Source organism: Aequorivita flava (genome assembly GCF_038742595.1).
Lineage (GTDB): Bacteria > Bacteroidota > Bacteroidia > Flavobacteriales > Flavobacteriaceae > Aequorivita > Aequorivita marisscotiae.
The window spans coordinates 329695-348759 of sequence record NZ_JBANCF010000003.1 but is presented as its reverse complement, the minus strand read 5'-3'; the positions used below and the strand labels follow the sequence as shown (position 1 = coordinate 348759).

General features: G+C 38.5%; 14 protein-coding genes and 1 pseudogene. 7 read left to right on the top strand and 8 right to left on the bottom strand.

Annotation, left to right across the window (positions count from 1 at the left end; genetic code table 11):
- The first annotated feature begins 16 nt into the window (after positions 1-16).
- The 3 genes from radA (at position 17) to VZD24_RS06425 (ending at position 4051) form a co-directional block, all read left to right on the top strand.
- The gene (gene radA, locus VZD24_RS06435) at positions 17-1378 is read left to right on the top strand and encodes a DNA repair protein RadA (protein ID WP_342687014.1); all 1362 of its coding nucleotides are present in this window, start codon (positions 17-19) and stop codon (positions 1376-1378) included.
- 108 nt (positions 1379-1486) lie between these two features.
- Positions 1487-2620: a peptidoglycan DD-metalloendopeptidase family protein gene (locus VZD24_RS06430; RefSeq protein ID WP_342687015.1), complete on the top strand. Its 1134-nt coding sequence runs from the start codon at positions 1487-1489 to the stop codon at positions 2618-2620.
- A gap of 66 nt (positions 2621-2686) precedes the next feature.
- On the top strand, positions 2687-4051 hold the full coding sequence (locus VZD24_RS06425) for an acyl-CoA dehydrogenase family protein (RefSeq protein ID WP_279449348.1): 1365 nt from the start codon (positions 2687-2689) through the stop codon (positions 4049-4051).
- A gap of 27 nt (positions 4052-4078) precedes the next feature.
- Here the strand turns inward: VZD24_RS06425 and VZD24_RS06420 are convergent, their stop codons facing one another.
- Both VZD24_RS06420 and VZD24_RS06415 read right to left on the bottom strand, forming a co-directional pair.
- A complete protein-coding gene (locus VZD24_RS06420; RefSeq protein ID WP_342687016.1) occupies positions 4079-5116 on the bottom strand; it encodes an NADP(H)-dependent aldo-keto reductase in 1038 nt (345 codons plus the stop codon).
- A gap of 2 nt (positions 5117-5118) precedes the next feature.
- Positions 5119-5883, bottom strand: coding sequence for an exodeoxyribonuclease III (locus VZD24_RS06415; protein ID WP_342687017.1), 765 nt, complete (start codon positions 5881-5883; stop codon positions 5119-5121).
- A 285-nt stretch (positions 5884-6168) separates the two neighbouring features.
- Between VZD24_RS06415 and VZD24_RS15295 the strand changes: the two are divergent.
- Both VZD24_RS15295 and VZD24_RS06405 read left to right on the top strand, forming a co-directional pair.
- Positions 6169-7185 (top strand): annotated as a pseudogene (locus VZD24_RS15295) (DUF8818 domain-containing protein); the annotation flags it as partial.
- A 2547-nt stretch (positions 7186-9732) separates the two neighbouring features.
- On the top strand, positions 9733-10104 hold the full coding sequence (locus VZD24_RS06405; RefSeq protein ID WP_279449344.1) for a hypothetical protein: 372 nt from the start codon (positions 9733-9735) through the stop codon (positions 10102-10104).
- 47 nt (positions 10105-10151) lie between these two features.
- Here VZD24_RS06405 and VZD24_RS06400 read toward each other — a convergent pair whose 3' ends face one another.
- Positions 10152-11690, bottom strand: a complete 1539-nt coding sequence (locus tag VZD24_RS06400; RefSeq protein ID WP_342687019.1) for a glycine--tRNA ligase — start codon at positions 11688-11690, stop codon at positions 10152-10154.
- Between the two features lie 129 nt (positions 11691-11819).
- Positions 11820-12704 carry a DUF8428 domain-containing protein gene (locus tag VZD24_RS06395; RefSeq protein WP_342687020.1) on the bottom strand — a complete coding sequence of 295 codons (885 nt, stop codon included), beginning with the start codon at positions 12702-12704 and terminating at the stop codon, positions 11820-11822.
- Positions 12705-12787: 83 nt separating this feature from the next.
- On the opposite strand from VZD24_RS06395, the gene VZD24_RS06390 reads away from it, so the two are divergent.
- Both VZD24_RS06390 and VZD24_RS06385 read left to right on the top strand, forming a co-directional pair.
- The gene (locus VZD24_RS06390; RefSeq protein ID WP_342687021.1) at positions 12788-13450 is read left to right on the top strand and encodes a ComF family protein; all 663 of its coding nucleotides are present in this window, start codon (positions 12788-12790) and stop codon (positions 13448-13450) included.
- An 81-nt stretch (positions 13451-13531) separates the two neighbouring features.
- A complete protein-coding gene (locus VZD24_RS06385; protein ID WP_342687022.1) occupies positions 13532-15136 on the top strand; it encodes an Ig-like domain-containing domain in 1605 nt (534 codons plus the stop codon).
- On the opposite strand, the gene VZD24_RS06380 is transcribed toward VZD24_RS06385, so the two are convergent.
- From VZD24_RS06380 to ahcY, 4 genes are all read right to left on the bottom strand, one after another.
- Positions 15123-15899, bottom strand: a complete 777-nt coding sequence (locus VZD24_RS06380) for an amidohydrolase (RefSeq protein WP_279449339.1) — start codon at positions 15897-15899, stop codon at positions 15123-15125. The two genes, VZD24_RS06385 and VZD24_RS06380, sit on opposite strands and share 14 nt — an antisense overlap.
- 44 nt (positions 15900-15943) lie before the next feature.
- Complete coding sequence (locus tag VZD24_RS06375; protein WP_279449338.1) at positions 15944-17089, bottom strand: methionine aminotransferase; 1146 nt, start codon at positions 17087-17089, stop codon at positions 15944-15946.
- Positions 17082-17552: a very short patch repair endonuclease gene (locus VZD24_RS06370; protein WP_342687023.1), complete on the bottom strand. Its 471-nt coding sequence runs from the start codon at positions 17550-17552 to the stop codon at positions 17082-17084. The genes VZD24_RS06375 and VZD24_RS06370 overlap by 8 nt, the downstream gene beginning before the upstream one ends.
- A gap of 126 nt (positions 17553-17678) precedes the next feature.
- The gene (gene ahcY, locus VZD24_RS06365; protein ID WP_342687024.1) at positions 17679-18995 is read right to left on the bottom strand and encodes an adenosylhomocysteinase; all 1317 of its coding nucleotides are present in this window, start codon (positions 18993-18995) and stop codon (positions 17679-17681) included.
- Positions 18996-19065: the final 70 nt, after the last annotated feature.

Below are 19065 nucleotides of genomic sequence, written 5' to 3'. Positions count from 1 at the left end.
ATTTAGCCGAACTATTATGGCTAAAACAAAAACAACATTTTTCTGCCAAAACTGCGGTGCCCAATACGGCAAATGGCAGGGGCAGTGCAATTCGTGTAAAGAGTGGAATACCATTGCCGAAGAAGTAATCCAAAAAGCCGAAAAGGTAAGTTGGAAATCTTCCGAAAACGCCTCAAAAAGAGTGGCAAAACCACAGCGTATTTCTGAAATATCAACACAAGCCGAAGCCCGTTTAAACACAAAAAACAACGAATTAAATAGAGTTCTTGGCAGCGGATTGGTTCCAGGTTCCCTAACGCTTTTGGGCGGCGAACCCGGCATTGGGAAAAGTACGTTAATGCTGCAAATTGCTTTGCAACTTCCGTATAAAACGCTTTACGTTTCGGGCGAAGAAAGTGCCCAACAAATAAAAATGCGCGCCGAACGTATTCAACCTATTTCCGAAAACTGTTTCATTTTAACCGAAACAAAAACGCAGAATATTTTTAGAAATATTGAAGAAATTGAACCAGATATCGTGGTAATCGATTCTATTCAAACTTTACACACAGACCATATTGAAAGCACTGCGGGCAGTATTTCGCAAATTCGGGAAACCACGGCCGAACTTATAAAATTTGCAAAGGAAACCGCAACTCCGGTAATTTTAATTGGTCATATAACTAAAGATGGAAATATCGCTGGCCCAAAAATTTTGGAGCATATGGTAGATACCGTGCTGCAGTTTGAAGGCGACCGAAACCATATTTACAGAATCCTCCGAGCCAACAAAAATCGTTTTGGAAGTACAAACGAACTCGGTATTTACGAAATGCAGGGCAGTGGTCTTCGCGAAGTTTCCAACCCTTCGGAAATACTAATTTCAAAAAATGACGAAGACTTAAGCGGAACCGCAATTTCTGCTACTCTGGAAGGTATGCGCCCCTTGATGATAGAAATTCAAGCCTTAGTAAGCAGCGCAGTTTATGGTACACCACAACGCAGCGCCACGGGTTATAACGCCAAACGGCTGAATATGATTTTAGCAGTTTTGGAAAAACGCGCCGGTTTTAAACTTGGTGCAAAAGATGTATTTTTAAACGTAACCGGAGGAATAACCGTTGACGATCCCGCGATAGATTTAGCGGTAGTTGCCGCAGTACTTTCCTCAAATATTGATATTGCTATAGATAAGCGCCTTTGCTTTGCCGCGGAGGTTGGCCTTGCCGGCGAGGTACGTCCCGTAACCCGTGTGGAGCAGCGCATTATGGAAGCCGAAAAACTTGGTTTTACTTCCATAGTAATTTCAAAATACTGCAAAATCCCAAAGAATAACTTTCACATAAATATTATTAAAGTAGCCAAGGTGCACGATGTGGTGCATCATCTTTTTGGGTAACTTTCTCGCTAAGGGAAAAGTATCCTCCCCAACCTCCCAGAATGGCAGAATCAGCGTAAGGCTTTCTCTTTTGGGGGTTAGGGGGACTTTAAGTACATTAGCATGGTTATGAATTTGAAATTTTTCTTAATTATTATCCTTTTCATAATGATTGCCGGTGGCTGCAAACAAGTACGCAAAGCGGCCGATGTATTTGTGCAGCCCACAGCCCGCGAGGTTTACGAACGCAATTTTTCAAAAAATGATTCCCTGTTGGTTAATTGGAACAAGGCTTTTGAGAGGGCAAAGCAGGATAGTATTCAAATTACATTACCTTATTCGGAAAGCGGTGTTTTTTCAAAGGAAAATTTCAATGTTTACAGCTATAACATTCAGTTGAAAGAAGGCGAACGCATTGTGGTTGATGTGGAAAAACAAGCTGATTCTGCCTTGGTATTTGTAGATCTCTTTCAGGCGAAGAATGATTCGCTTCAATCTTTTGAACTTTTAGAAAGCTCGGAAATAAAAAAGCCATTTCTGTTAAAAGAAATAGAAACATCCGGGTTTTATAAAGTTATCATCCAGCCGCAACTGGAGTTGCAATTTTCTTTTGTTTTAAAAATTTATACAGAACCAATATACACCTTTCCCGTAAGTGGGGCGGGAAATAAAAACATCCAGAGTTTTTGGGCAGATCCCCGCGATGCCGGAAGCCGCTCCCACGAAGGAGTTGATATTTTCGCGGTACGGGGTACGCCGGTGATTGCAGTTTCAAATGGCGTTATTTCTTCAGTAGGCGAGCGCGGTCTGGGCGGCAAACAGGTTTGGCTTCGCGACGGTCTCTTTGGAAAAACTATTTATTATGCGCATTTAGACAGCATTGCAGTTTCCGAAGGAAAAAGGGTAAAAATTGGCGACACTCTCGGTTTTGTAGGCAATACGGGCAATGCACAAACCACGGAGCCACATCTTCATTTCGGAATTTACAAAGCACGCGGAGCAATAAATCCGCTTTCATTTATTAAGAAAACCGAGATTCAGCCCAGTGAAAAATCTTCGGCAATTACAAAAGCTGTTAATGTAAGAAATCGCGCAAATATTCATAAAGGGCCCGCTTCAGTTTTTGAACAATTTGGCAGTTTGAAAAAGCACGACACAATTATTGTTTTGGGAAAAAATCAAAACTGGTTTCATATTCAAATCCGAGACAGTTTAAAAGGTTTTGTAAATGAAGCCACACTAAAAGCCGTATTTCCGAATTAACTTTTTTTTAGCCGTTTGAAAAATAGCTTAGTAGTATCTTTAGAAATCAATTCTAAAACTGCAGCTATGTCTATCTTTTCTAAAATTAAACAAACTATTAATTTAATGCAGGACATCGATCTGGACGCGCTGGGGAAACTTTCGCAAAAAGTAGATCTTTCCGAAATTATGAAAACTGTTGGCGAGCTTGACGATAGGCAACTTGCAGGATTAATGCGAATGCTGAAACATAAAGGTGGAAAAAAAGGACAACACAAATTGCCGCCCATTGATGGCGATTTTTACGATTTGGCGTTAAAACTCACTCCCCAACAGCGAGAATTACAAATAAAAGTGCGCAATTTTATGGAAGACGAAATAAAGCCGATAGCCAACGAATATTGGAACAAGGCCGAATTTCCGTTTCAAATTATTCCGAAAATGGCAGAATTAAACATCTGCGGACTTACCTATGAAGGTTACGGAACGCCTTATGAAACCTACGTTATGGAGGGAATTATTGCGATGGAATTGGCGCGGGTGGATGTTTCAATTTCAACATTCTTTGGCGTTCATAGCGGCTTGGCAATGGGATCTATTTATATCTGCGGAAGCGAAGAACAAAAGCAGGAATGGCTCCCAAAAATGGCTAAAATGGAACTTATTGGCGCCTTTGGCCTAACGGAACCCGAAGTTGGTTCGGCTGTTGCCGGAGGTTTGGGAACTACCTGCAGACAGGAAGGCGATGAATGGGTTTTAAACGGACAAAAAAAATGGATTGGGAATGCTACTTTCGCTGATGTTACTGTAATTTGGGCACGCGACGAAGCTTCCGATCAAGTGAAGGGATTTTTGGTTAGAAAGGGAAATCCGGGTTTTAAGGCTGAAAAAATTGAAAACAAAATGGCACTTCGAACCGTGCAAAACGCACTGATAACTATGACCGATTGTCGTATTCCCGAAAGCGACCGACTTCAAAAATGCGATTCGTTTAAAGACACTGCCAAAGTATTGCGAATGACGCGCGCAGGAGTGGCTTGGCAAGCAGTGGGTTGCGCTCGAGGCGCTTATGAAGCAGCTCTAAAATACACCAAAAAACGCGAACAGTTTGGAAAACCGATTGCTTCTTTTCAATTGGTGCAAAATCATTTAGTTGAAATGGTTGCCAATCTTACGGCAATGCAAACTATGTGTTTCCGTCTATCCGAATTGCAGGATGAAGGTTTACTTACCGATGAACACGCTTCGTTGGCAAAAGTATTTTGCAGTATGCGAACCCGCGACGTAGTGAGCCAAGCCCGCGAAGTGATGGGCGGCAACGGAATTTTACTGGAGTACGACGTTGCCCGTTTCGTAGCAGATGCCGAAGCAATTTACAGTTACGAAGGCACCAAAGAAATCAATTCGTTAATTGTGGGTCGAGCCATTACCGGTTATAGTGCGTTTGTGTAAAAAAGCTCTCTTTGAGGGTGAGGGGGACTAAGGAGCTGGATTCGGAATTTGACTGTGTACCGCATTAATTTCCTTTAAAATTTCTTTGGAAAGCGAAACATTAATACTTTCAATATTTTCCGAAAGTTGCGTGATAGCCGTCGCGCCAATAATTGGGGCGGTTACAAATTTTTTCTGAAGAATAAAAGCCAAAGCCATTTGTGCAAAGCTGAGGTTGTTATTTTTGGCAATTTCGAAATATTTTTCAGTTGCTTGAACAGCATTTGCATTGCTATAGCGACTGTATTGTTTAAATTGATTAATTCGAGAATTTTTGTCGGCGGTTCCGTTTAAATATTTTCCGGTGAGCGTACCAAACCCTAAGGGCGAATAAGGCAAATACCCAATATTTTCACGGTGAAGAATTTCACTTAAACCAATTTCATCTTTTCGGTTAACCAAGTTAAACGGATTTTGAACGGAAACCACTTTTAATTTTCCCTTTCGCGTTTCTTCCAAACAACGCATTACGCCAAAAGGAGTTTCGTTGGAGAGCCCGAAATAGCGAATTTTTCCCGCTTTTACGAATTCTTCCAAATTACTTAAAATTTCGGCAAAATTATCTCGCCATTCTTCATTCGGCTTATGGCTGTAATCCCGCTGGCCAAAGTAATTGGTGTTTCGCTCCGGCCAATGGAGTTGGTATAAATCTATATACTCTGTCTGCAGCCGTTTTAAACTATTATGCAGCGCATTTTCCAAAGAATTTTTACTGAAATCCAATGGTTGGCGAATATGGTCCATATTTCGGCTCGGGCCAGCAATCTTGGTGGCTAAAACCAAGTTTTCGCGATTCTTTTTTTTCGCAAACCAATTGCCAATATAGGTTTCGGTTCTTCCCTGCGTTTTAGGATTGGCGGGCACGGGATACATTTCGGCGCAATCAATAAAATTGATGCCTTTTTCAATGGCAAAATCCAGCTGATCGTGGGCTTCGGCTTCAATGTTTTGCTGGCCCCAGGTCATGGTGCCGAGGCAGAGTTTGCTGATTTTTAAATTTGTATTTGGGAGGATTGTGTATTTCATTTTTAAAATTCAAGTTCCACTAAATGCGGACAATGGTCGCTGTGCATTGCATCGGGCAGGATTACGGCGCGTTTTAAATTATCCAGCAACGGTTTTGAAACCAAATTGTAATCTATACGCCAACCTTTGTTATTGTTTCGGGCATTGGCGCGGTAGCTCCACCAGGTGTAATTATGCGGCTCTTTGTTAAAATGGCGAAAACTATCAATAAACCCACTTTTCATAAACCTATCTAACCATTCCCTTTCTACTGGTAAAAAGCCAGAAACGTTTTTATTGCGAACGGGATCGTGAATATCAATGGCTTCGTGACAAATATTGTAATCGCCACAAATAACCAAATTTGGTATTTCTTTTTTCAGCTTATCAACATATTTTTGAAAATCGGCCATAAATTTAAATTTATGTTCCAAACGGGCAATATTTGTTCCGCTTGGCAAATACAAACTCATCACGGAAACATCGTTAAAATCTACACGGATGTTTCTTCCTTCATAATCCATATATTCTATACCGGTGCCGTATTCAACGTGGTTTGGTTTTATTTTTGAAAAAATGGCCACCCCGCTGTAGCCTTTTTTTACCGCGCTGTGCCAATAGTGATACGGGTAACCAGCGTTTTCAATTTGTTCAATTTCAACTTGATCAAAATTTGCTTTAGTTTCCTGAAGGCAAACAACATCGGGGTTTGCGGCTTTAAGCCAATCAATAAATCCTTTGCGCATTGCGGCGCGAATTCCGTTTACGTTGTATGAGATTATTTTCATAACATTTCCCGCGGAGGCGGGAATCTCTTTTAGGTTTATTTTTTTTGTAATCGCAATATAAAAATCTAAATTTCGATTACCAACTTGTTGAGTATTTCTTTACTGGTTTGTCTATTTTTGATGAAATTCCCGCCAAAGTTTATCCCTAGCAACAGCCGAAGGATTGGAATACACAAAATAAAATCTTGTGAAATAAGTTTAACTAGAAAAGTTTGTTGTAATACCAAAAGATTCCCGGATGCGCGGAAAAGGAAATAAAAACCCAAGTGTTTAGTTTAATAGTCAATGAAGTTATTCCTGTCTGTTTTATTCTTTTTTATTGTGGCTGCTGGCTATGCGCAGGATAATTCTTCAAATTATAAAGAAAAAAAAGTTGCTTTACGGGACACTGTTGTTTTGGACAGCGCGGGTATCAATCCAAAGCGATTTGTAATTCTCGATAAAAACGGAAATTCGCCAAATCCGTTCAGTTACCGAATAGATTTTAAAAAGGGAACTATTATTTTTTCCGAAGAATTACAGCAACAGCAGGACTCGTTAACCATCCAATATTTACAGTATCCCGAATTTTTAACACGCGAATATTTCACCTTCGATTCAAAAATTATAGTTGAAAATACTGGTAAAATTGACAAGCTTTATTCGTTGGACGAAAGCACTACAAAAAATGTTTTTACGCCTTTTGACGGTCTAAATACCTCCGGTAGTATTACGCGCGGAATTACCATAGGAAATAATCAAAATGCAGTGGTTAACAGCGAGCTGGACCTTCAAATTACCGGAAAGCTGAGCGATAAAGTTTCAATTAGAGCTTCTATTCAGGATGCAAATATACCCACGCAGGAAGGTGGATATTCGCAAAGTTTAAATGAATTTGACCAAATTTTTATCGAGCTATTTGGTGAAAATTGGAACATCCGCGCCGGCGATATCGACCTTCAAAATAGCAATAGCTATTTTGGGAAATTTACGAAAAAGGTACAGGGAATTTCACTTGGTGGCATTTTCAATAATGAAGATGGCTCTAAAATTTCGGCTTATGCATCGGGTGCTTTGGTACGTGGCGTTTTTTCAAAAAGCGAATTTATTGGGCAGGAAGGAAACCAAGGACCGTATAAATTGGTGGGGCCCAATGGCGAACTTTATATTTTGGTGGTTTCAGGTAGTGAGCGGGTTTACGTTAATGGATTGCTTTTGCAACGAGGGGAAAACGAAGATTATATAATAGATTACAACGCTGGTGAAATTAAGTTTAACCCAACTTTTCCGATAACGAGTAATATGCGAATTATGGTGGAATATCAATATACCGATAGAAGTTATACGCGGTTTATTGGTTATGGTGGCGGGAATTATACAAGTGAAAATTTAGATTTGGGGGTTTATGTTTATTCAGAAAATGATGCTAAAAACCAACCTTTGCAACAAAGTCTTTCGGAAGAACAGGTAGCTATTTTACAGGCGGCAGGAGATAATCGGGAGCTGATGAACGCACCATCTGCGGTGCCCGATACATATTCGGAGAACAAAATTCTCTATAAAAAGGAAATTATTAATGGCGAAGAAATTTTTGTCTTTTCAAGCAATCCCGAAGATGAACTTTTTAGTGTGCGGTTTTCACTTGTGGGCCCCAATAATGGAAATTATGTAATAAGTGAAACCAATGCCATAAGCCGTATTTTTGAATACGTAGCTCCAGTTAATAACGTGCCTCAGGGAAATTATGCGCCGGTTATTCGGTTAAATGCACCAATAAAATTGCAGGTTGGCGGCCTAAACGGAAGTTTTCATCCTTCCGAAAAAACACAAGTAGATTTTGAAGTTGCAGGGAGTAAAAACGACCTCAATCTTTTTAGCGATATAGACGACAATAATAATGATGGTTTTGCGGGGAGACTGGCTTTTAAGCAGCGGTTAGTAACAACGGCAGATACATTGAAAATAGACGGATTTGGCTCTTTGGATTTTGTACAGAGAGATTTTAGGACCATTGAAAGGCTATATAATATTGAATTCAACAGAGATTGGAACCTGATAAACCCGATGGGAAACCAAAGCTTTGTGATTTCAGGAGTAGAGGTTTCGCATCCAAAAATTGGCGGGGGGCGGTATGAATTCCAAAACTTGAATTATTCTGAAAATTTCAACGGCACTCGGCACGTAATTGGATCCGAATTAAGGCTAAAGAAATTTCAGGTTCATACCCACGGAAGCTATTTAAACAGCAAAGCCGATTCTATAGCATCTAAATTTTTTAGGTTTAATAACCGTACAACTTATTCGTTAGAAAAAGCTTGGGTGGGTGCAAAAGTTGCCTTGGAAGACAACCAGATAAAAGATGTGGTTCGCGATAGTATTTCGCCCATAAGTCAAAAGTTTAGTGCTTTTGAGGCCTTTACCGGTATTGGCGATAGTACCAAAGTTTTTGTGGAAGCCGGCTATCAATACAGAGTAACCGATAGTGTTCGCAATAATTTACTTCAAAAGGTGAATTCTTCAAATACGTACTATTTAAAATCACGGCTCATAAATACCGAAAACACCCAACTTTCGGCTTTTGCAAATTATCGGACATTAAAATACGAGCCCAAAACAGGCACCGGTTTTAACCCGAATGATTCGCTGCCCGTAACTATTGATAATCGTGAAACTGAACGTTCGCTCAATTCGCGAATATTGTATAATCAATCGCTTTTTGATGGCGGTATTCGCTTAAATACAGCTTTGGAATCTAACAACGGAGTTATTGCGCAACAGGAATTTACCTATGTAAAAACGGAGCCGGGACAGGGCGTTTATGTTTGGATAGATTATAATAACAATGGTATTCAGGAATTGGAAGAATTTGAAGTGGCACAGTTTCAAGATCAGGCGGAATACGTTAGAGTTTTACTTCCTAACCAAGTATTTCTAAAAATAAGACAAAATAAATTTAGTCAAATTTTAACCTTAAACCCTCAAAATTGGTCGAATAAAGAGGGCTTTAAAAAGCTGCTTTCGCATTTTTACAATCAAACTTCCTATGTTTTGGATCGAAAAGTAAAACGAAAAAATGACGGATTCAATATAAATCCGTTTGAAGATGGAGGCGAAGACCAATTGGGACTTACGTTGAATTTTAGAAATGCATTGTTTTTTAATCGTGGCAAACAGCGCTATACTTCCAGTTATACTTTTATATCTACGTCGGCCGATAATTTACTGGCGGTGGGATTACAACGAAATAATTTAAAAAGCCACCAACTGAATTTCAACCATAAATTTTACGAAAGTTGGCTGCTTAATTTAAAAGGTGCTACGGGCAGTAACGAAAGTCTTTCAGAGAGTTTTGCCAGTAGAAATTACCGTTTGGATATGTATGAATTTATTCCAAAGATTTCCTATTTGCTGAGCCAACAAACACGATTCGACGTTTTTTATGAATTTGCAAATCAGGATAATCAGTTGGGCGAAATGGAGCAATTAAAACAACAAACTTTAGGTTTTTCATTCGCATACACCAATGCCGAAAAAATTTCGGTAAATGGTGAGTTAAACTACATAGACAATAATTTTACCGGAAGTCCTTTTTCACCTGTGGCATACCAAATGTTAGAAGGATTGCAACCTGGTACCAACTTTACTTGGCGGTTACTTTTTCAAAAGCGGATAACTAAATATTTAGATGCTAATCTTTCCTATTTCGGTAGAAAAAGTGAAGCCACCAAAACAGTACATACAGGCAGTGTACAGTTGCGGGCATATTTTTAGCAATAACACCAAGTAGGTTGTTTCACTATTTATTTACTTAAAACGGTAGCGCTATTTTCCTTTTTTGTATCTTCATAAAACAATTAAAAAAGGGAAAAAATGTTTTTAAAAATAGGAATAGCAATCTTTTCAACTTTAATACTTTCCTGTGGCACCACAGTGAAACAAACGGAAAGTACTTCAACGGAGGAAACAACTTCAAAAGAAGAAACCGTAGATCCTCAAAAAATGATTGCTGCTGGGTATATGTTGGGTACAATAATTTATTCGGATAAAGAAAATGATTGCCCATACACCATACAAATGCCTGGTGATAAAATGGAATTTTACTATTTGGACCCTATAAATTTAGATGAAACCTACAAAGTGGATGGGTTAAAAGTATGGGTGAAGTTTAACGGATTGCGAAGAATGAATAGGTGCGACAAAGCAACGCCCGCTGAAATAACTGATATAAAAAAAGGAGGGTAAAATATTACCCTCCAATTTCAAAATATAGAATTAACAACTTAAAAAAATTATTCGGAAAGCCAGTTTTTATATGATATGGTTTCCTTCATTTTTTCTGAAATATCTTCAATTTTAATACGTTCTTGCTCCATAGAATCTCTATAGCGAATCGTTACTGTATTGTCTTCAATTGTTTGGTGATCTACGGTAATGCAAAAAGGTGTACCCACAGCGTCCTGACGGCGATAACGTCTGCCCACGGCATCCTTTTCATCGTAAGTTACATTGTAATCCCACTGCAGGTCCTCAATTATTTTATGTGCAATCTCAGGTAGGCCATTGCGTTTAATTAAAGGAAGAACAGCTGCTTTTATAGGAGCCAAAATTGCGGGAAGTTTTAAAACAGTTCGTACGCTTCCGTCTTCCAGAGTTTCATCTTGTAACGAATTGCTCAATACGGCAAGAAACATTCTGTCTAGCCCGATAGATGTTTCCACCACATAGGGCACGTAGCTTTCATTTAATTCGTGATCAAAAAACTGTAGTTTTTTTCCAGAGAATTTTTCGTGAGCTTTTAAATCGAAATCGGTACGGGAATGAATTCCTTCCAATTCCTTAAATCCAAAAGGAAAATCAAATTCAATATCGGTTGCGGCATTTGCGTAATGCGCCATTTTTTCGTGGTCGTGGAAGCGGTAATTTTCCTCGCCCATCCCCAAAGAAAGGTGCCATTTTAAACGAGTTTCTTTCCAGTATTCGTAGTATTTAAGCTCTTCGCCGGGACGAACGAAAAATTGCATCTCCATCTGCTCAAACTCGCGCATTCTGAATATAAATTGACGCGCAACGATTTCGTTTCGGAAAGCTTTACCAATTTGGGCAATTCCGAAAGGAATTTTCATTCTTCCGCTTTTTTGGACGTTTAAAAAGTTTACAAAAATCCCCTGTGCCGTTTCTGGACGTAAGTACAAATCCATAGCACTTTCTGCCGAGGCACCTAACTTTGTGCCAAACATTAAATTAAATTGGCGTACTTCGGTCCAATTTTTCGATCCTGTATCTGGATCGGCAATACCCAATTCTTCAATTAAAGCTTTTATATCTGCTAAATCTTCATTTTCGAGAGAGCGTGCCATTCTTTCTAAAACTGTGCGCTGCTCGGTTACATATCTAACTACACGAGGATTGGTGGTAACAAATTCTTCTTCATTAAAGCTGTCGCCAAAACGCTTCTTTGCTTTTTCAATTTCTTTTTGAGCTTTTTGATTGAGCTTTTCGGCATAATCTTCTATTAGCACATCGGCGCGATACCGTTTTTTGGAATCTTTATTATCTATCAACGGATCATTAAAAGCGTCTACGTGGCCAGAAGCCTTCCACGTGGTTGGGTGCATTAAAATTGCAGAATCTATACCTACAATATTTTGGTGCATATACACCATGCTGCGCCACCAGTATTCGCGAATATTTTTCTTTAACTCTACGCCGTTTTGGGCATAGTCGTAAACAGCGCTTAATCCGTCATAAATTTCGCTTGATGCAAAAATATAACCGTACTCCTTTGCGTGGGAGACTACTTTTTTGAATTGATCTTCGTTATTTGCCATGGCGCAAAAATAGCAAAAAGCCCTCCAGTCCCCAAGTGGGGAATTGAAATTTACTGAAAAAAAATGCCTCAAAAATCATATTTGATTTTTGAGGCATTAAAATTACTTTTTATGTGTTATAAATGGTTTCTATTTAAGTGCCATTGTGGTAGTGGCAATAAGGCTTGGGCCGTCAAAAAGATTAATGGTATATCGGCCTTCAATTAGGTCTACCTCGGCAGAATTTACTAAAATACAAACATCTAGTTCATCATTTTCGTAAAATACGTTTGTGGAACTGCTGTAATTTATATTTTTTTCTTCAAATTGTTTAACCGCATCGTCGCCCATCATTTTATTTCGTGGATTAATAACTTGAACGTAGAATGTTCTATCGCCTTTTTTCGCAATAGCATTTGGGGCTAGAGTAAAGCACGCTCTTATTTTATCTGCACGACTGGCACGTTTGGTATCTACCACTTTTCCGCTATTTCTAATAATTACAGCTTCGCCGCGTAAATCTGTAGCTTTAACGATAGATCCTTTTTTAATGGTTTCGTTCATAGCCATATTTTCCTGATTTACCGAATCTACAACCATGCGTGTGTTTTCTAACTCGGTCGAGGTACTATCGCGCTCCATTGCTAATTGCTTATTTACCGCTATGAGGCTATCGGCACGTTTAAAGAATAAAATTCGTTCTTGCTTAAGTTTGCCAATTTCTCTCTTATATCTATCAATTAAAACCATGTTGGCTTCGGCATCTTTAACTGAATCTAAAAGCACAGTAATTCTTTCGCGGGCGGCAAGTAAATCTTTGTCTTTAAGTTCGTTGTCTTTTATCACTTCGTCATAGTTGGCAATAAGGCTTTCCAGTTCCTGCTCTATATCTGCTTTTTGCATCTCAAGCTTTGATACCGTACTTTTACTATCATTAAATAAAGTAACCGTATAAACAGCAAGGGCTATAAGCAAAATTGAGAGTACCCCAATGAGTATCTTAAATTTGCCACTATTATTTTCATTTGTAGTCATAATTAATAAGTTAAGTTTAGCTGGTAAATGTATGCAGCTATTTCTTTAACAAACGTTTACGAAATGATAAAAATTCTTAAAATATGTTAAATCTTCTTTTCCCGAGAGTTTGCGTGGGTTGTAAGCAACTGTTATTGAAGGGCGAAGGAGTGGTATGTTTAGAATGTGTTCATTCTCTTCCGCTAGCAGTGTTTCACAGAACGGGTAGCACACAATTAAAAGATAAATTTTACGGAAGGTTTTTACTGAAAAATGCTACCGCCCTCGTCTATTTTCAAAAAAGAGGGTTAACACAGAAATTGTTGCACAATCTTAAATATCGCGGCAAGAGCGAGATAAGTAATTTTTTTGGACAATGGTTGGGAGCTGAATTAGCCGAGATAAATTCGTACAATGACGTAGATGTTGTAATTCCAGTGCCTCTTCACAAACAAAAATTAAAGAAACGCGGCTACAATCAAGTGGAAGGATTTGGAAAAGAAATAGCCAAAGCTTTAAACATTCCTTACCGCGATGATATTTTAATAAAGATTTCGAAATCGGGCCCACAGGTTTTTAAAACACGAATCCTCCGTTTTGATGCCGAAGAAGTTTTTACAACCCAAAACCTGGAAGTTATAAATGACCACCACGTTTTGCTGGTAGACGACATAATTACCACTGGTGCAACTTTAGAAAAATGCGCCCTTCAATTATTAAAAGCTGAAAATGTTACCATCAGCATTGCCACAATTGCCACTGCATAAAAGTATATTGCAAATTGTTGCCACTTATTGTTTAATTTTGAAATCTCAATTTCGCATCCAGTAACCTTTAAAAAACTATTAGTGAAACACCGTCTACTTTACATTGCCATCGCCTTTTTATTTATGCTTTCATTTGTAGATTGCGCAAAAAAAGGATCGCCATCGGGTGGACCACGAGATACCATTCCGCCGGTTATAGTGCGAAGTATTCCTGAAAATTTCACTACTAATTTTACAGGTAGCGAAATTGAAATTAGGTTCGATGAATATATAAAGCTGAAAGATATAGCCAAAGAGCTCATCATATCACCACCGATGAAGTATGCTCCAATTATAACACCTTTAAGCACTTCAAAAACCTTAAAAATAAAAATAATTGATACCTTAAAACCAAATACAACATACTCCTTCAATTTTGGCAATAGCATTGTAGATAATAACGAAGAAAACAAATTTGAATATTACAAATACATTTTTTCTACTGGAAGTTATATAGATAGTTTAAAAGTTGCGGGAAGCGTAAAATATGCACAACTTATTACACCCGAAATTCCAACAACCGTAATGCTTTACGAGATTAATGAAACTTTTAAGGATTCGGTGGTTTATTTTGAAAAACCAACATACATAACGGTTACCAAAGATAGTACGGGAACTTTTGAGTTAAGCAACTTAAAAGAAGGGCAATATTTACTAATGGCGTTAAAGGAAAAAAATAACGATTACACGTTTCAGCCTAAAAACGATAAAATTGGTTTTGTAAAGGAACTAATTACCTTGCCTACGGATACTACTTACACTATCACCCTTTTTAAGGAAATGCCCGATTATAAATTTACACGTGGCAGTCAGATTGGTAATAATCATATAGTTTTTGGTTATGAAGGTCGCGCAGAAAATTTAAACATAAGCACACTTTCAGAAATGCCCGAAGGCTATGTTTCTACCTTTTTTAAAGATGAAACAAAAGATACACTTCACTATTGGTTTAAGCCAACGGTTCAAGTAGATTCCCTAAGGTTTAAAATTTCCAATAATTCTAACATCGATACAGCTACGGTGCGAATGCGCGAACTTTATAAGGATTCGCTAACTATTACAGCAATAAAAACAGGTACGGTAAAATTAAAGGACACCTTCCAATTACGGGCTAATACACCGCTTATTTCGTATAACGCTTCCAAATTTGAAGTAATGGCGAATGATTCAACCTTTGTTGAAACGAGTATAAAATTGAATGAAAAATACAACCGTGCCGAGGTATATTTTTCAAAAACTGAAGACGAAAGCTACACCGTAAAATTATTGCCTGGAGCGCTGACGGATTTTTTCGAAAAAACCAATGACACCCTAGAGTATAAGGTAAGTACACGTTTAAATTCCGAATACGGTACATTGAGCTTAACTTTGGTAAATGCAGCGCAATGGCCATTAATCGTCCAGTTACAAGACAGCAAATACAAACTGGTGGTAGAAGAATACCTTACGGAAGATAAAACGGTACTTTTTGAAGCGCTTTTGCCCGATAAATATTTTCTTCGAATAATTTACGACGAAAACCAAAACGGAAGATGGGACGCCGGAAGTTTCCTAAACCGAATGGAACCCGAAAAAATAATCTACTACCCCAGACAAATTGAAGTGCGCGCCAATTGGAGCTTAAACGAAACCTTTACGTTAAAGTAAACGTATCGCGATCGTTTAAAAATTGCAGATGTTGTCGGTTGGTTTTAATATGTTCCATTTCTAATGCAACAGTTTCCGTAAATTCACCAAATGCAGAGGGAGAAATCTGTTTCCCCAAAACATCAAAAACCGATGAATGCCCAATATATTCATGGTCGGCACCATCAAAACCTACCCGGTTTACCCCAATACAATACGCCATATTTTCTATGGCTCGCGCTCTAAGTAGCGTGTCCCAAGCAAGGGTGCGAACTTTTGGCCAATTGGCAATGTAAATTAAAACGTCGTAATCTTCGGTGTTTCTTGCCCAAACAGGAAATCGCAAATCGTAACAAATTAATGGGCAAATTTTCCAGCCTTTGTAATTTACAATCAGTTTCTTGTTTCCATCGGTGTAGGTTTCATTTTCCTTCGCTAGCGTAAAAGTGTGTCTCTTATCATATTTTTCGTAATTGCCATCGGGAAAAACAAAAAAGAGGCGGTTAAAAAATGTATCGTTTTCAGCAATAATAACGCTTCCAGTAATGGCGGCATTGTATTTTTTTGCCTCTTGAATCATCCATTCAAGTGTTGGGCCATAGTTCGGTTCGGCTAGCTTTGCCGCGTTCATTGAAAAGCCCGTGGTAAACATTTCAGGAAGAATTATTAAATCTGTTTCTTCGTTTATATGCTGGAATTTCTTTGAAAATTGTGCTCTATTGGCTTCGGCATTTTCCCAAACCAATTCACTTTGAACAATAGTTACTTTTAAATCAGTTTTCATTTTTCTTTTAAAATTACTGTTTCTTTTTCAATTGAAATATTAAATTATACTTTGAGCTCATTAAGAATTTTCGCTGCTTCTACGAGTGTTTCGTCTGTTTTGGCAAAACAAACACGTATCTGTTTAAAATCTTGTAGGTCTTTATTAAAAACTGAAGTTGGAATCGTTGCAATTTTACATTCTTTTGTAAGTCTTTCGGTGAATACGAGATCACTTTCGTTTGAAATGTCAGAAAAATCGAGCATTTGAAAATACGTGCCTTTGGTGGGAATAATTTTAAAATTGGAACCTTCGATTAAATGTAAAAAGAAATCGCGTTTTTGCTGGTAAAAATCTGCAAGCTTTAAATAGTGGTTTTCGTCTTTTAGATACGTGGCCAATGCTTTTTGAACGGGATGATTCACGCAAAAAACTACAAATTGATGCACCTTTTGAAACTCCCGCATTAGCTTTTCTGGAGCTGCGCAATAGCCCATTTTCCAACCGGTGTTGTGAAATGTTTTTCCGAAAGAGGCCGTTATAAAACTACGTTGGGCCAATGCTTCAAATTTTGAAGCACTTTGATGGCTGTTTCCGTCAAAAATGATGTGCTCGTACACTTCGTCGCTTAAAACTAAAAGATTGTTTTTTTCAGCTAAATCCTGCAAATGAAGCATATCATCTTCAGTAAAAAGCATTCCTGTGGGGTTGTGCGGCGAATTGATAATTATCATTTTAGTTTTTGATGAAATCCTATCGGCAACTTCTTGCCAATCGGGACTATAAAATGGGGGTTTTAATTGTACCGAGACTATTTTTCCACCGAAGAGTTTTACCGTTGGGGCATAACAATCGTAGGCCGGCGTAAAAATAATAACCTCATCGCCTTTATTAATCGTTGCAGCGATTATTGTAAAAATGGCTTGAGTAGCTCCCGCCGTAATAGTAATTTCCGTTTCGGGATTGTAAATGTGATTGTGAAGATTTTCAATTTTTTTTGAAATTTCCATCCGCAGTCCGAAATCGCCGGGCATTGGCGCATACTGATTAAAGCCATCGCTCATTGCTTGATTTACCAAAGCGTTGAGAGCGGGGTCGCTGGGAAAATTGGGAAAGCCCTGCGAAAGATTTAAAGCATTGTGTTTTGCCGCCATATTGCTCATTTTGGCAAAAATGGAGGTTTCTATGTTTGGGAGTTTAGAATTAATCATTTTGTCCGGTATTTATAAACACCAAAATATCGTTGATGCATTTGTCTAAATTATATTTTATTTCGTTGGTCCAAAATCTAAAAACGGTGAAACCCATTTCGCTTAATTGTTGATTTACTTCGCGATCGCGCTGCATGTTCCGCTCGATTTTTGGAATCCAAAAGTTTCTATTGCTTTTTAAGGTTTTTTTTCGTTCGGGCCAATTGTATCCGTGCCAAAATTCACCGTCAATAAAAATAGCGAGTTTATATTTAATAATGGAAACGTCTGGTTTTCCGGGAAGTTTTCTGTTGTTTATCCGATACCGAATTCCTTGGTTCCAAAGCGATTTTCTGAAAAGCAATTCAGGTTTCGTATTCTTCCCGCGAATCTTGCCCATTATTTTAGAGCGCTTTTTCGTAGTGTAGAAGCCGGATTCTTCGTTGAATCTTGGGACTTTTATTTTTTCCTCTTCATAAATCATTCACTTAAAGTATGAATTATCTTTGCTTTGTAAAAGTTAAATGTTTTCAAATAAAAAAACCCTCACAAAAATGCAAGGGTTTTAAAATTCAAAAATCGCAAATCTAAAATCTACAATCGTTAATCCTTAATATCTGTAATACTCAGGCTTAAATGGTCCTTCAACAGTAACGCCTATATACTCGGCTTGTTCTTCGGAAAGCTCAGTAAGCTCAACCCCAATTTTTTCAAGGTGAAGTTTGGCTACTTTTTCATCCAAATGTTTTGGAAGCATATATACTTTATTTTCATAATTTTCACCATTTTTCCAAAGCTCTATTTGTGCCAAAGTTTGGTTGGTAAAACTGTTGCTCATCACAAAACTTGGATGTCCCGTAGCGCAACCTAAATTTACCAAACGACCTTCGGCCAATAGGATAATGTCTTTACCATCAATAGTGTATTTATCAACTTGTGGCTTAATTTCAACGTGCGTATTTCCGTGGTGTTTCTTTAACCAAGCTACCGCGATCTCGTTATCAAAATGCCCAATATTACAAACAATGGTTTTATCTTTCATCGCTTCAAAATGCTCTCCGCGAACAATGTCTTTGTTTCCGGTAGTAGTAATTACAATATCTGCCTTACCAACAACGGTTTCCAATTTCTTCACTTCAAACCCATCCATTGCGGCTTGTAAAGCACAAATTGGATCAATTTCCGTAACGGTAACAATACTTCCGGCGCCTTTGAAGGAAGCAGCAGTACCTTTACCAACATCGCCATAGCCACAAACAACAACGCGTTTACCCGCCAACATTATATCGGTAGCACGGCGGATTGCATCGACAGCACTTTCGCGGCAACCGTATTTATTGTCGAATTTACTTTTAGTAACGCTATCGTTAATATTAATGGCAGGCATGGGCAAAGTACCTTTTTTCATTCGTTCGTAAAGACGGTGAACACCCGTTGTGGTTTCTTCCGAAATACCTTTTACAGCAGCGGCAAGCTCTGGATATTTGTCCAAAACCATATTGGTTAAATCGCCTCCATCATCAAGGATCATGTTTAACGGTTTACGGTCTTCGCCAAAGAAAAGCGTTTGCTCAATGCACCAGTCAAATTCCTCATCGGTCATTCCTTTCCAAGCATAAACTGGGATTCCAGCGGCGGCAATTGCAGCGGCAGCGTGATCTTGGGTGGAGAAAATATTACAAGAACTCCAAGTAACTTCGGCTCCTAAGACCACTAAAGTTTCAATAAGCACCGCGGTTTGAATGGTCATGTGCAAACATCCCGCAATGCGCGCACCTTTTAATGGTTGCTCCGCGCCATATTCTTCACGAAGCGACATAAGTCCAGGCATTTCTGCTTCAGCAAGCTCAATTTCTTTTCTTCCCCAATCTGCCAGGGAAATATCTTTTACTTTAAACGCCGTATAAGGCACAGTTTTCGTTGACATATTTGTTATATTTATACCCTCAAAAGCGGGCATTTGTTAAGATTAATTTCTTTTTTTGAGTCTGCAAAAG